General features: G+C 52.4%; 15 protein-coding genes. 6 read left to right on the plus strand and 9 right to left on the minus strand.

Annotated features, from left to right (window positions below):
* The first annotated feature begins 10 nt into the window (after window positions 1–10).
* Entirely contained in the window at window positions 11–94 is an 84-nt protein-coding gene (locus tag JX360_RS17905; protein ID WP_425244331.1) for a hypothetical protein, read from the plus strand.
* A gap of 381 nt (window positions 95–475) precedes the next feature.
* Here the strand turns inward: JX360_RS17905 and JX360_RS08700 are convergent, their stop codons facing one another.
* The 3 genes from JX360_RS08700 to JX360_RS08710 form a co-directional block, all read right to left on the minus strand.
* On the minus strand, window positions 476–982 hold the full coding sequence (locus JX360_RS08700) for a GNAT family N-acetyltransferase (RefSeq protein ID WP_244350264.1): 507 nt from the start codon (window positions 980–982) through the stop codon (window positions 476–478).
* 51 nt (window positions 983–1,033) lie between these two features.
* Window positions 1,034–1,423: a hypothetical protein gene (locus JX360_RS08705; RefSeq protein ID WP_244350265.1), complete on the minus strand. Its 390-nt coding sequence runs from the start codon at window positions 1,421–1,423 to the stop codon at window positions 1,034–1,036.
* Between the two features lie 61 nt (window positions 1,424–1,484).
* Window positions 1,485–2,897: an ATP-binding protein gene (locus tag JX360_RS08710; protein ID WP_244350266.1), complete on the minus strand. Its 1,413-nt coding sequence runs from the start codon at window positions 2,895–2,897 to the stop codon at window positions 1,485–1,487.
* A gap of 199 nt (window positions 2,898–3,096) precedes the next feature.
* Between JX360_RS08710 and JX360_RS08715 the strand changes: the two genes are divergently transcribed.
* Together JX360_RS08715 and JX360_RS08720 are read left to right on the plus strand one after the other, a co-directional pair.
* Window positions 3,097–3,768: a transporter permease gene (locus JX360_RS08715; RefSeq protein ID WP_244350267.1), complete on the plus strand. Its 672-nt coding sequence runs from the start codon at window positions 3,097–3,099 to the stop codon at window positions 3,766–3,768.
* Window positions 3,769–4,025: 257 nt separating this feature from the next.
* A complete protein-coding gene (locus JX360_RS08720) occupies window positions 4,026–5,060 on the plus strand; it encodes a sulfate ABC transporter substrate-binding protein (protein WP_244350268.1) in 1,035 nt (344 codons plus the stop codon).
* Between the two features lie 38 nt (window positions 5,061–5,098).
* Here the strand turns inward: JX360_RS08720 and vapC are convergent, their stop codons facing one another.
* Both vapC and JX360_RS08730 read right to left on the minus strand, forming a co-directional pair.
* Window positions 5,099–5,491, minus strand: a complete 393-nt coding sequence (gene vapC / locus JX360_RS08725) for a type II toxin-antitoxin system VapC family toxin (RefSeq protein ID WP_244350269.1) — start codon at window positions 5,489–5,491, stop codon at window positions 5,099–5,101.
* The gene (locus JX360_RS08730; RefSeq protein ID WP_244350270.1) at window positions 5,488–5,730 is read right to left on the minus strand and encodes a type II toxin-antitoxin system VapB family antitoxin; all 243 of its coding nucleotides are present in this window, start codon (window positions 5,728–5,730) and stop codon (window positions 5,488–5,490) included. Before JX360_RS08730 ends, vapC begins: the two co-directional genes overlap by 4 nt.
* Before the next feature lie 207 nt (window positions 5,731–5,937).
* On the opposite strand from JX360_RS08730, the gene JX360_RS08735 reads away from it, so the two are divergent.
* Window positions 5,938–6,954 carry a sulfate/molybdate ABC transporter ATP-binding protein gene (locus tag JX360_RS08735; protein ID WP_244350271.1) on the plus strand — a complete coding sequence of 339 codons (1,017 nt, stop codon included), beginning with the start codon at window positions 5,938–5,940 and terminating at the stop codon, window positions 6,952–6,954.
* Window positions 6,955–7,139: 185 nt separating this feature from the next.
* Here the strand turns inward: JX360_RS08735 and JX360_RS17910 are convergent, their stop codons facing one another.
* Entirely contained in the window at window positions 7,140–7,397 is a 258-nt protein-coding gene (locus tag JX360_RS17910) for a DUF5615 family PIN-like protein (RefSeq protein ID WP_425244377.1), read from the minus strand.
* A 46-nt stretch (window positions 7,398–7,443) separates the two neighbouring features.
* On the opposite strand from JX360_RS17910, the gene cysT reads away from it, so the two are divergent.
* Window positions 7,444–8,298, plus strand: a complete 855-nt coding sequence (gene cysT, locus JX360_RS08740) for a sulfate ABC transporter permease subunit CysT (RefSeq protein ID WP_244350272.1) — start codon at window positions 7,444–7,446, stop codon at window positions 8,296–8,298.
* Complete coding sequence (gene cysW / locus JX360_RS08745) at window positions 8,288–9,169, plus strand: sulfate ABC transporter permease subunit CysW (protein ID WP_244350273.1); 882 nt, start codon at window positions 8,288–8,290, stop codon at window positions 9,167–9,169. The genes cysT and cysW overlap by 11 nt, the downstream gene beginning before the upstream one ends.
* Window positions 9,170–9,214: 45 nt before the next feature.
* On the opposite strand, the gene JX360_RS08750 is transcribed toward cysW, so the two are convergent.
* From JX360_RS08750 to ntrB, 3 genes are all read right to left on the minus strand, one after another.
* Window positions 9,215–10,072, minus strand: a complete 858-nt coding sequence (locus tag JX360_RS08750) for an ABC transporter ATP-binding protein (protein WP_279611366.1) — start codon at window positions 10,070–10,072, stop codon at window positions 9,215–9,217.
* A gap of 68 nt (window positions 10,073–10,140) precedes the next feature.
* Window positions 10,141–11,517, minus strand: a complete 1,377-nt coding sequence (locus JX360_RS08755; protein ID WP_244350275.1) for an ABC transporter substrate-binding protein — start codon at window positions 11,515–11,517, stop codon at window positions 10,141–10,143.
* Window positions 11,518–11,694: 177 nt separating this feature from the next.
* A complete protein-coding gene (gene ntrB, locus JX360_RS08760; RefSeq protein ID WP_425244378.1) occupies window positions 11,695–12,492 on the minus strand; it encodes a nitrate ABC transporter permease in 798 nt (265 codons plus the stop codon).
* Between the last annotated feature and the right edge of the window lie 155 nt (window positions 12,493–12,647).

The following is a 12,647-nucleotide window of genomic DNA, read 5'->3' on the forward strand; positions in this document are numbered from 1 at the left end:
CAACAACCGGATCAAGGTAATCAAGCGACAAGGGTATGGGTTTACCAACATTACTAACTTCAGAGCCAGATTATTAGCAGCTTTCTGGCCTTAGTAATCCTTGATCACCATAAGTCCAGGAGAGCCATCCTGATTTGGATTAGTTATCCCGGCTACTGACAATGAGGGACACTATCAAATAGATGATCCCTAGTGTTATTGCTGCTTCTTCTGACCAAGGTACCAAACGCCATCTCAGCCAATGGGAAAGGCTGCTCAAGGCTGACGACAGCCAATACAAAAACCAATACAAAAAGCGGAACAGCAGGTAGCTTATGGCTGCCACCGCTACGGATTGCATAAAAATACTACTTTTGAACCGCATCTACCGCTCCTTTCAAAGGATCCCCACTTTCATCATCGACGGTAGTGGGGTTTTCATCCTCCGCCAGATCACCTAACGGAATACTTGCCCAAGATTAGCAGGGATCCCTGACTAGTTGGGATTGATTTCCGGATCCAAGCTTTGGGCCAGAGCCAACAAATCAGCCCCCGTCACCCGGTTCAGGATCCATTCTGGGTGTTGTTTGGCCCCCAAACGTTTGTAAAATCCTATCGCTGGTTCATTCCAATCCAACACCATCCACTCCAACCGCCCATATCCTTTGGCGACGGCTTCTTGGGCCAGCCGAACCAACAGAGCTTTGCCAATGCCACGACCGCGAAACTCGGGCAGTACAAACAGGTCTTCTAGATAGATTCCAGGTCGGGTGAGAAACGTAGAAAAATTGCGGAAATAAAGGGCAAATCCTACAGGGGATCCAGGACATTCTTCCACTTCCGCCAGTAACACAGTCGCCACTGCCTCAGGCCCAAACAAATACTGCTGTAACTCAGCTACGGATCCGGTCACCAAGTGGCTTAGTTGTTCATATTCAGCCAGGGCTTGAATCAGCTCAAAAATAGCGGGTACATCCAGAGGTGTTGCCGGTCGAATCTGCATAGTATTCTAAGTGCCAAAATTAAGCCATGGAACAAAATCAACCCAAAAACACTAGCGGCGACCGGTGCGCAGAGCTTTACTGCGGTTGTTCACCTGTTTCAAAAATAAGGGTAAAAGGTGCTCTTGAATATGAACAAACGCGGCTTGTAAACCCTCGTTTTCGTAAAGCAGGCCAATTTCTGCCTCAACACGAGTCGGATCCCCAAATGCAGAAAGAAATTGATTGGAGGTGATCCAAGTAAAAAGCTCCGTTCGAGTTAAATCACAATTTGGAGGGGAGGGGAAGGGGAGAGGCTCCTTTTGTGGCAAGCCAAGCAGCCATTGGCGGGCAAACAAACTCAACACTGCATCTCCTAGCCAAGCCTTATCCCGACGGGATCCCTCGTCTAGTTGTGCCACTTGTTGTTTAAGGGTGAGGGGGCAAGGAGAGTCTACAGACATCGAAGCTAATCCAGAAAGAGTCATTGATCCGAAAGAATAATGGGTATTTGGCCGTTGCAAATTAATCTTCTGTGCTGATATCCGGTTGATATTCCGGCAGTAGGAAGTAGAAGGTTGTCCCCACATCCACGGCTGAGTCAAACCCAATTTCTCCTCCGTGTTGTTCAATGATCGCTTTGCAGATGCTCAACCCCAAGCCTGTTCCGCCCCGCATCCGGGTGGTGGAGCTATCCGCTTGGGCAAATTTTTGGAAGATTCGACCCTTGAATTCCTCAGGGATCCCTGTGCCTTGATCCCGAATCGCTACTCGTACATGCCCCGCCTGACGGGCCACCTGAATATAAACCTCGGATCCCGGTGGAGAAAACTTACAAGCATTCGAGAGCAAATTGGTCAGTACCTGCAATAAGCGATGGCTATCCCCCATCACCCAGTGTTCTTTTGAGCTAGGGTCTAACTTCAACTCCACCTCGTATTGTGTGGCATAAGTACGATTGTCTTCCATGGCTTGGTGAACCAGCTCTAACACCTGCTGGGGCTGCATATTGAACTCCATCCGGCCCGCTTCGATCTTCTCAATATCGAGAATGTCATTCACCAAAGCTACCAACCGTTCCACACTACGATAGGCAATTTCCGCCAAGGATTTCACCTGGGCAGGCAATTCTCCCGCCGCACCACCAATAATTAAGCCCAAAGCCCCTCGAATAGCAGTTAGAGGAGTCCGCAGCTCATGGTTAACTGTCGAAACAAATTCTTTTTTCATTTGATCCATGTGCTTGCGCTCGGTAATGTCTTCGATGGTGCCTTCGTAATACAATAATTCTCCTTCTCGACTATGAACAGCTTGCGCACTTTGGGAAATCCAGGCCAAACGACCATCCAATCGCTGTACCTGAGCCTCAAATTGGGAAATTTTCCCCTCTGCTTGTAGCTCTTGTAAGAAAGTTCGATAGTGCTCGGGATCCACATAAAAGTGCTCCATACCCTGTTTCAAGTCCGCCAGCAGCTCCGCTGGGGATCCATAGCCAAAAATACGAGCCAAGGCTTGGTTGGCACTTAAGTATCGTCCTTGCGGGGAAATCTGACACATTCCTTCCGGCGCATTTTCGAAAATGCTGCGAAAGCGAGCTTCAGAGGCACGTAGATCTGCTTCTACCGTATCCCCATGTTCAGTGGTGGTTTGTAAGATCAGCTCCAAATCTGATTTGGCCAAGACCAATTCTTCCGTTTTCTGAAACAAAACCGCCTCTACAGTATCGGCATGTTCGGTGGTGGTTTCCAACAAAATTTCCAGATCCCGCTTTTCTTGGGTCAGCTTTTGAATCTGTTGCCAATACTCTTCCACCTGGGTGAGCAGCTGCATCCGTTCTCTTCGTTCGCTGGCAAGCTGCTGTTGCAAAAACTCCACTTGCTTTTGCAGATCAGCCTCTACCCGATTTGGCATTGCGTCAGAAGGTTGTGGAGATGGCACGGGCGGGGGAGCCTCAACCTCTTGATGTTAGCGATTCGAGACTCGATTGAGCCATCCTGAAAGAAACCAATAGGAACCTATTGGCACAAGAACCGGGCAGCAAAGCGCTCCAGCCTCATTTTAAGATAGGGTCTGGTCTATCCCCCTTCAGGTTGCGGATTGATTTTGGCATTGTTTGGCATTGTGAGGATCCTAGAGCATGTTGTTGGAGCTAACCCCAGAAGAGTGTGAAGCGGTGATTCCGGTGGTGCCGACCCGCCTGCAGTATGCCGCCTACTGGAGTGATGCCCTGAAGAGTACGGGCCGAATCATCACTGCCATTTTGGTTGGGGTGGCGCTGCTGGTGCTTTCCCGTGCCTTTGGCGAGGGATCCTTTCTGGGGGCCATTTGTTTTTTGGCTGGGATCCTCTCCTTGTTGTACCCCTTCTTGTGGGGGCCACTTTACGTGATTTCCCGCCGCCAACTGGCGTTTCGAGAGATCCCCTATGGGGGCCTGTTCTTTGGACAGGTGTTGCGCACGCGCCGGGTGAATGTAGTGGTGGAAGAACGGGAAAAACTGGACGAGAATGGCGACCTGTATATCGAAGAGGTGCGGGAGCGGCAGTTTGAGATGGAAATGGGGGACGAGACCGGCCTCACCTATCGCCTGCGAGCCAAGGATGATCCCCGTTATGGACGGATTGTGAAGAAGCAATCGGTGATTGGGTTGGTGAAAGCCTATTCCCGCGATCTGCAGCGTCGTCCTACCCTAAGTGAAGTCTATGTGGTCAAGTTGGGGGAATGGGTGGGAGATGTCTCCTACCTGGATCGGGAGGCTTTTTTGGATATGGCGGATGAACTGTTGGAGCTGCAAGCTCAGGGTCAGGTTTGAGTTCAGAATCGCCCCCTGAATAGACTTCTCTGCTTTTTTTGTTGCTGCTGTAGAGCATTGGGGCCATCTGTGGCCCTTTTTTGTCTCACGAGATTGAGATCCGCACGGTAGGGATCCCTCTAGCCTGATAGCGCCCCAAACCCAAGTCGATTGTAAAACACTTGCATTGCAAAGCCGCTTGCGCTATCTTCAATTTGACTAAAGGGCGGTTTTCCTACAGACTTACTGTAGATTGCAGTGGGCTTTAGGACTTGTGTATGTCGGTTGTGGGGTTTGCTCGACGGGGATTTCTAGCAGCCGCTGGAGTGGTTGTGTCGGGTTTGGTCTTGAGCCATCTGTTTACGGCTCTGAGCCAGGCTCAAGATCGAGTGAATCTCACCTTGGTCAGCTATGCTGTCACCCGTGCCGCCTACAACAACATCATTCCCAAATTTGCTGCACAGTGGGAAGCTGAAACGGGACAACGGGTGTTCGTTGAGACCAGCTATGCCGGATCTGCGACCCAATCTCGCGCCGTTATCGATGGATTAGATGCTGATGTTGCAGCTTTGGCGCTGGCTTTGGATATCCATCGGATCCAAGACGCGGGTTTGATCCAACCGGGCTGGGAAGAGCGCACCCCCAACCGAGGTATTCTGACTCGCTCCGTGACGGTGATTGTCACCCGTGAGGGGAACCCCAAAGGGATCCAAGATTGGGATGATCTGGCGAAAGAGGGCATCAATGTGGTGACCGCCAACCCAAAGACATCGGGTGGGGCACGCTGGAACTTTTTGAGCCTCTGGGGATACAAAACCCTCGTCCAAGAGGCAACGGATGATGAAGCACTGGAGTTCACTACCCAGGTCTATCAAAATGTCGGTGTATTGCCTCGGGATGCCCGCGAAGCCACCGATGTCTTTTTCCAGAAGGGACAGGGGGATGCCCTGATCACCTATGAGCACGAGGTGCTGCTGGCGAATCTGCGCGGCGAGAATCTACCCTATATCCTCCCTAGCTCCAGCATCTCGATTGATAATCCCGTTGCTGTGGTGGACGAGATTGTGGATCGCAAGGGTACTCGCGAGGTGGCGGAGGCGTTTGTGGCGTTTTTGTTTACCCCTGAGGCCCAGCGGGAGTTCGCTAAGGTCGGTTTTCGCCCGGTAAACCCAGAAGTGGCGGCTGAGTTTGCCGACCAATATCCGGTTATGGACAACCTCTTTACGGTAGAGGATTTGGGGGGATGGGATGCCATTCAGGAGAGGTTTTTTGATGATGGTGCCATCTTCGACAACATTCAGGCCCAACTTTAACATCTGATTAGATGATTAGAACTTCAAATTGGAGCTGATTACAATGCTGAAATCAAGCCCAGCTGAGCGACAAACGGCTCAAAATCTCGGTCGCTGTAAAGCAATGGGATCCGATGGTGGATAGCGAAGGTGGCAATCAGGGTATCGATGGTTTTGCGAACTGTGATCCCCTGAGATCTGAGTAGACGAAAGTTCTCAGCCGCCAAAAGGCTAATCTTTTCACCCACTAGCGGTAACACTGGAAGGGCTGTCATCAAGCGCTTGGCCTGCTCAAAGTCGGGCTCCTGACGAAAACCTTGCAACACCTCCACCAAGATCAGATCCCCCACAACCACAAGCTGATGGCCCAAGACCTGATCCAGTTTGTCCACCTGAGGGCTGGCCGAACCACGGAAATAATCGATCCAAACGCTGGAATCAACTAGGATCACGGCTGTGGCCCAAAACAGTCTTCAGGACAATCCGAAATGTCCGTGGGAATGTCCGTACGCATTGCCTCCAGATCCCCTTCCCAGAGCAATCTCCCTCGCCACTGTCTGATATCTGCTTGCCGCTGAAGCTGGACAAGTGTTCGCAAACCCAGTTCCACCACCTCTCGCTTAGTTTTCAACCCTGTTGCCTGGAGAGCTGCTTTCATCAGGTCATCATCAATTACAATGTTGGTTCGCATAATGTGTATGTTTTGGAGTTTTATACACATCGTAGCCCGTCTTCGCTAGTGAACCAGAGCTAAATCCTAAAACACTTGTATTCCAAGTCTGACCGTGTTAGATTCAATCCTAATCAGCGGTTACTTGACCGGAATACCGTATGATTGTTTCTCGTCTGATCAAGTCCAATTACGGCAAGATCCGTTGCATCAGCAAAGGTACGCAGCATGGGCATCACGATTGAAGGGGTCTCGAAGCGGTTTGGAGATTTTCAAGCTCTGCGGCCCACCGATCTCACCATTGAAACGGGATCCCTTGTCGCTCTACTGGGACCATCAGGATCCGGCAAATCGACGCTACTGCGTTTGATTGCTGGACTGGAGATGCCCGATACAGGGCGAATCTTACTCACCGGGCGGGATGCCACCTATGCCAGCGTACAGGAGCGCAACATTGGTTTTGTGTTTCAGCACTATGCGCTGTTTAAGCACATGACGGTGCGGCAAAATGTCGCCTTTGGCCTGGAGATTCGCAAGGCCTCGCGGGCGGAGATTCGGGCCAGGGTGGATGAGCTGTTGGAGTTGGTGCAACTTTCAGGTTTTGGGGATCGCTACCCCTCACAACTCTCGGGCGGGCAACGGCAACGGGTGGCGCTGGCGCGGGCTTTGGCGGTGGAGCCACAGGTGTTGCTGCTGGATGAACCCTTTGGAGCCCTAGATGCCAAAGTGCGCAAAGAGCTGCGGGCTTGGTTGCGGCGGTTGCACGATGAAGTCCATGTCACCACCGTGTTTGTCACCCACGACCAGGAGGAGGCGATGGAGGTGGCGGATCAAATTGTGGTGATGAGCCAGGGGCAGATCGAGCAGGTGGGATCCCCGGCGGAGATCTACGACCATCCGGCCACCCCCTTTGTGATGAGCTTTGTCGGGCAGGTGAATGTGTTGCATCCCGAGTCGGCCCTCTCCTGCCAGTTGCCGGAGTACCGTTGCAACGGATCCCAGCAGGTGTTCTTGCGTCCTCATGATGTGCTGATCGAGACGGATCCCCGTAGTGGGGGTGTCTCGGCGCAGGTGCAGGCGGTGCTGCATTTGGGCCGCGAGATTCAGGCGGAATTGCTCCTCTATGATGGGGGATCCCTGTGGGTACACCTGAGTCGTGAGCAATATGCCGCAACCCCCATCCAGCGGGGGCAACGGGTGTATGTACGCCCCAAAGCGGTGAAAGCTTTTCCTGTCAAAGTATGACCCAAGCCAAATCTTGACTTGGGCTGACGTTTGGAGTTTCTAGTTAGGAAAGGGCAGGAAAAGAATTTGATCTACTCATTCTTCTGCTGAACTACAGTTAACCGAAAGAACCAAGTCTTGAATGACGGATCCTAACGAGGAGGGTTTGAAGAACCAAAATCAGTCCAAACATTCTTAGGCCCTGGTCAATAGGTTCTCGCCCATGGGCAATCATTGTCAATCATTTTGTCAATCATTGTATTGATATCCTGGGGCACTACAACAGCATTGTGGTCTGCAGCCCACAGCAATATTTCAGGATCGCTACACCCATCAAGACCAACTTTTTGAGTGCGCTGAAAAGAAATAGCTGAATTTTGTCGTAAAACACTCCGAATAATGATGTCATTGTTTAGGTTTTCATCAGCGAGGAGACAAAGGATCCCATAGCCACAAACAAGCACTAGAATCTTACGTCATTTCACATCATTTAAGAATTCTTCGATGCTCATGACTATCTCCTCTGCCCCTACATCTCAGTCTAGCGTCAATCCCCTCAAGGCTCTGGCCCATCTATCGTGGCCGTGGCGGGTGACGTTCATCTATTTGTTTTTCATGCTGCTGGTGCCCCTAACCGCTTTGGTACTGCGGGCTAGCACGGTGGGGCCGGCGGAGTTTTGGCGAATTGCCACGGATCGGGTGGCGATGTCCACCTATGAGGTTACCTTTGTCACGGCCTTGATCGCGGCCTTAATCAACGGCGTTTTGGGCACCCTGACAGCGTGGGTATTGGTGCGCTATCGGTTCCCGTTCAAAACAGTGATCGAGGGGATCCTTGATTTGCCCTTTGCGTTACCCACGGCGGTGGCGGGGCTGACCCTGGCGACGGTCTACAGCACCAATGGCTGGATTGGATCCCTGCTGGCGCCGATGGGAATCCGCATCTCTTTTACCCGCTTGGGGGTGGGGGTGGCGATGCTGTTTATCTCCTTGCCTTTTGTGGTGCGGACGGTGCAGCCGGTATTGCAGGAGATTGAAAAGGAAGTGGAAGAAGCCGCTTGGAGTTTGGGGGCCTCTCGCTTTCAGACCTTTTGGAAGGTACTTTTGCCACAGTTGATGACGGCTATTTTAACGGGAGTGGCCTTGGGCTTTTCACGGGCGGTGGGGGAATATGGGTCGATTGTGATCATCGCCTCCAGCATTCCTTTTCGAGATCTGATTGCGGCTGTTTTGGTGATTCAACGATTGGAACAATATGACTATGCGGGCGCAACGGTGATCGGCACGGTTTTGCTCTTGATCTCGCTAGTTTCACTGATTGCCATTAACCTTTTACAAGCCTGGGGCCGTCGCTATGAAGCCTGAGAAAAAACCAGAGATTTATGGCCAAACAGGGATCCTTCCACCCTCTCAAAACGAGCGGCCAACACCCTCGCAAGGGGTCTGGGTGCAGTGGGTGTTGATTGGCATTGTGTTTGTGTATATTGCTCTGTTGCTGGGGATCCCGGCGGTGAATGTGTTCTATCAAGCTTTTAAGGGGGGCATCGGGCCTTTTTTTGAGAACTTGATTCAGCCAGATTTTGTCAGTGCCCTCTGGCTGACGGTACTGACAGCGTTGATTGTGGTGCCTCTGAATACCTGTTTCGGCATCTGTGCGGCGTTGGCTATTGCTCACAAAAAGTTTCGCGGGCGCACTTTTTTGTTAAGCCTGATCGATCTACCTTTTTCCATTTCACCGGTGGTGGCGGGTTTGATGTTTGTGCTGATCTTTGGGCGACAGGGATGGCTCGGAGATTGGCTGCAAAGCTGGAATATTCGCATCATTTTTGCCTTTCCAGGCATCGTGCTAGCAACAGCGTTTATTACCCTTCCCTTTGTGGTGCGGGAAGTGCTGCCGGTTCTGGAAGAAGCAGGCACCGACCAAGAGGAGGCGGCCAAAACTTTAGGAGCCAATCCCTGGCAGATTTTTTGGCGGGTGACGTTGCCCAACATTCGCTGGGGTTTGCTCTACGGGGTCATCTTGACCAATGCCCGAGCCATGGGGGAATTTGGCGCGGTGGCGGTGGTGTCGGGCAATATCATCGGGCGCGCCCAAACCCTGCCGTTGTTTGTGGAGGATGCCTACAAGAGCTACGCCACTTCCTCGGCCTACAGTGCAGCGGTGTTGCTCTCGCTGTTGGCGCTGGTGACTATCGTTGCCAAAGCCGTTTTGGAGCGAAAAACCTCAGTTCGATGAAAAAACATCTGGAAAAAACGACTGCAAAAACAACTGATTCTTTGGTCATTTTTTTGATGTCTGGATCGGCCCTGAAGCATAAGACTTCTCCAAGAAATCGAGGGCATGGTTCCGTAAATCATGATAGTTTTGCAACTCTCGCAAGTCATGACGGCTGGGGCGAGGGCGCGGCAAATCCACTGTCAAAATTTCGCCAATTCGAGCTTTGGGCCCATTGCTCATCAGGATAATTTTGTCTGACATGTAAACAGCTTCGTCCACATCGTGGGTGATCATGATCACCGCCTGCCGATGTCCCTCCCAAATGGCCAAAACCTCCTCCTGCAGACGGCGTCGGGTCAAGGCATCCAAAGCACCAAAGGGTTCATCCATCAGCAACAACTTGGGTCGAATCGCCAAGGCACGGGCAATGCCGACCCGTTGCTTCATCCCACCGGAAATTTGGTCAGGATATTTATTGGCTGCTGCCTCTAAATGCACCAGTTGAATGTGAGCTTCAACAATCTGACGCCGTTCTTGTAGAGAATGGGTTTTGAATACCTCATCTACCGCCAGTTGAATGTTTTCTCGCACCGTTAACCACGGTAACAGAGAATAGTGCTGAAACACCATCATGCGCTCGGCTCCAGGTTTGCGAATAGGCTTGCCCTGCAACGTCAGGGATCCCTTGGTCGGTTGCTCTAACCCTGCTACTAGCTTGAGCAAAGTGGATTTGCCGCAACCAGAATGCCCAATAATCGAGACATATTCTGTTTCGCCCACGGTCAGATCAATGTCATTGAGCACCACCAGATCGTGTCCCTGAGGATCGCGATAGGCTTTCACCAAACCCCGGATTTCTAAAAATTTCTCTGATGGATTAGTGACATCTAGTGTCTGGGAAAACGGTACAGGATAATTCATCAAAACCATCTCCTTCTGTTCAGTTTCTCTAAAGAGCAAAGAGCGCGATCAACTCACTCAAATTTGATTCAAGCAGGGCGGACATGGAAGGCCACGGGGCGGTGGGCCCGAATCTCAAAACTGTTGAGGTAGCCGACCGGGTCGCTGGCATCAAAGGCTTTGTTGTCGATAAATACCTCTGCCGGCTCAAGCTTGAAATCCTCCGCTGGGCAGGGGATCCCCATTTCAGCGGTAATGTCTCGGTAGAGATCGGTACGCCAAGCCCGCCGAATCCGCTCCTCCACATCCGCCGGAATCTCTGGGATCTGACCCCAACGGGCCGCCTGAGTGACCAACCAGATGCCCTGGGATTGCCATAAAAAGGTGGAATGATCCTGCTCAGGATGGGGCAGATCCTCCGGAAGCTGGAAAAATAAGGTGCTGTCTGGGAGGATGCGGGTGCGATCCTGTCCATCAAAGCCGCCGTAGTTGTAGTTCCCCGCCAAGGCGGGCAAGGTGTAGCGAGTTGGGGCACCTGTATAGGCCCGCGCCGAGATCAACTCTGCCACCTCTTGACGGTGCTGATCGCAGTAGCGACAGGCCTCGATCATCGCCATCACCAGGGCGCGATAGGTGCGAGGATTTTCCTCGATAAAGTTCTCCATCACGGCCAAAACCCGGTCTGGGTGTCCCCGCCAAACTTCTTTGCCATGGGCGAAGGTAAAGCCAACCCCCTCATTGCCCGTAATCGCTCGGGTGTTCCACGGCTCCGCCACCATGTAGGCTTGCATAGCGCCAATACGAATGTTGGTGACCATCTGGGGGGGCGGAATGATGATGATACGAAACTCCGCAATTGGATTGATCCCGGCAGCAGCGGCCAAATACCGGATGAAGTACTCGTAAATGGCCGAACTGAGCACCGTAGCCCATAGTCGCCGCTGGCTGGGCAAAGTTTGAAAGTAGCCACGAAAGTCTCGCCCAAAAGACTCCAAGTTGCCGCCATATTCAAACCAAGGACGCAGGCCATAGTCCCACATGGCGGAGTTCATGGTCATGGCATTGCCGTGGCGGTGAATGGTCATGGCCGCACACATGGGTGCTCGCCGCGCTCCTTCCGCCCCCAAGCGGGCATTGGTTACAGCCCCAGCTACCACAGGCGAAGCATCCAACCGCCCGAAGATCACTCCATCCCGAGAGTTGGCCCAACTGGATTCACGGTTGAGGCGCACATTCAGCCCATATTTCCGAAAGAAGCCCTTCTCATGCGCTACCGCAAACGGGGCACAATCGTTGACCGGCACATAGCCCACCGTTAAGTTGGGCTTCTCCAAAGAACTCGGATCCACCACCGGCTCAATTTCGGTGGCTTGTACGGTTGGATAGATCCTGCTTGCTAGGATCCCGGCTCCGGCAGCGCCCAACCCTTGCAACAAGCTGCGCCGGGAATGAGGTCTTGAGAACATGAACAAGCCTCGCAATTGTATCGATAGATCCAGTCAGAACATCAAATCAGAGTCAATCACCCAAATCAGAGTCAATCACCAGAGCAACTTCCTACCTCGCTACCTTGATGTCGGAATAAAAGGCTCTACCCCCAGTCCTGGCCAGGATGCTGGGCCGAACTGCGGGCTCCCTTCCGATTAGCTCTGGGCTGCCGGTCGATGGGTTGCCCACACTTGGATCCGGCCCAACAGATAGTCCAACACCAACCCCGTCACCCCAATCACCAGCACCGATAAAAACACAGCGCTGAGATTGAGACGGTTCCACTCATCCCAGACAAAAAAGCCAATACCAATGCCGCCCGTGAGCATTTCCACCGCCACGATCACCAACCAGGCAATCCCCAAGCTGATCCGCAAGCCTGTAAAGGTATAGGGCAAGGCTGCCGGCCAAATGACCTTAAGGATTTGCCGCCAACGAGGCATTTCCAATACCTGTGCCACATCCAGGTAATCCTGGGGCACACTGGCTACGCCGACGGCGGTATTGATGATCGTGGGCCAGAGAGAGGTGATAAAAATCACGAAGATGGCGGAAGGATCGGCCAGATTAAAGATAGAAAGAGCAATCGGCAACCAAGCCAATGGTGAAACCGGCTTCAATACCTGCACGATCGGATTGAACATCAGCCATGCTGAACGTGACATTCCCAGCCAAAATCCCATCGGAATGGCCACAACAGCACCCAACAAAAAACCTGTCAGCACTCGCCTTAGGCTGGCCAAAAGCAACCAACCTATCCCCAAATCTCCGGGGCCACGACGATAAAAGGGATGCAGAATGTAATCCAAATTGGCCACAAACGCCTGGGGTGGGGTGGGCATTAGGTCGCTGCGCCAGAGGGCTATCCCCCACCACAAGGCCAACAGGAGCCCGAATCCGGCCAGGGGCCAAAGTATCTGCGCCTGAAAAAGCCAGTCCCGCAGCTGCTGAATCCAGCCAAGACCCGCAGCCGTACCATTCAATCTATTCTGCCTATTCTGCATAAGGGCACCCGTGGGGAGTGAAGTGAACAGGAGAAGGCAGAGGACTCGGGCCACAAGCCCAAAAACCTCTGTCACTGATGTTCAGCCCCGTAGGTCTCTAACGA

This window comes from Thermostichus vulcanus str. 'Rupite', assembly GCF_022848905.1.
Classification (GTDB): domain Bacteria; phylum Cyanobacteriota; class Cyanobacteriia; order Thermostichales; family Thermostichaceae; genus Thermostichus; species Thermostichus vulcanus_A.

Coding starts and splice junctions, on each gene's coding strand:
- cysW (WP_244350273.1), top strand. CDS start 8,288: ATGAAGCCTGAGAAAAAACCAGAGATTTATGGCCAAACAGGGATCCTT.
- JX360_RS08735 (WP_244350271.1), top strand. CDS start 5,938: ATGGGCATCACGATTGAAGGGGTCTCGAAGCGGTTTGGAGATTTTCAA.
- JX360_RS08755 (WP_244350275.1), bottom strand. CDS start 11,517: ATGTTCTCAAGACCTCATTCCCGGCGCAGCTTGTTGCAAGGGTTGGGC.
- JX360_RS08720 (WP_244350268.1), top strand. CDS start 4,026: ATGTCGGTTGTGGGGTTTGCTCGACGGGGATTTCTAGCAGCCGCTGGA.
- JX360_RS08705 (WP_244350265.1), bottom strand. CDS start 1,423: ATGTCTGTAGACTCTCCTTGCCCCCTCACCCTTAAACAACAAGTGGCA.
- cysT (WP_244350272.1), top strand. CDS start 7,444: ATGACTATCTCCTCTGCCCCTACATCTCAGTCTAGCGTCAATCCCCTC.
- JX360_RS08730 (WP_244350270.1), bottom strand. CDS start 5,730: ATGCGAACCAACATTGTAATTGATGATGACCTGATGAAAGCAGCTCTC.
- JX360_RS08750 (WP_279611366.1), bottom strand. CDS start 10,072: ATGAATTATCCTGTACCGTTTTCCCAGACACTAGATGTCACTAATCCA.
- JX360_RS08715 (WP_244350267.1), top strand. CDS start 3,097: ATGTTGTTGGAGCTAACCCCAGAAGAGTGTGAAGCGGTGATTCCGGTG.
- JX360_RS08700 (WP_244350264.1), bottom strand. CDS start 982: ATGCAGATTCGACCGGCAACACCTCTGGATGTACCCGCTATTTTTGAG.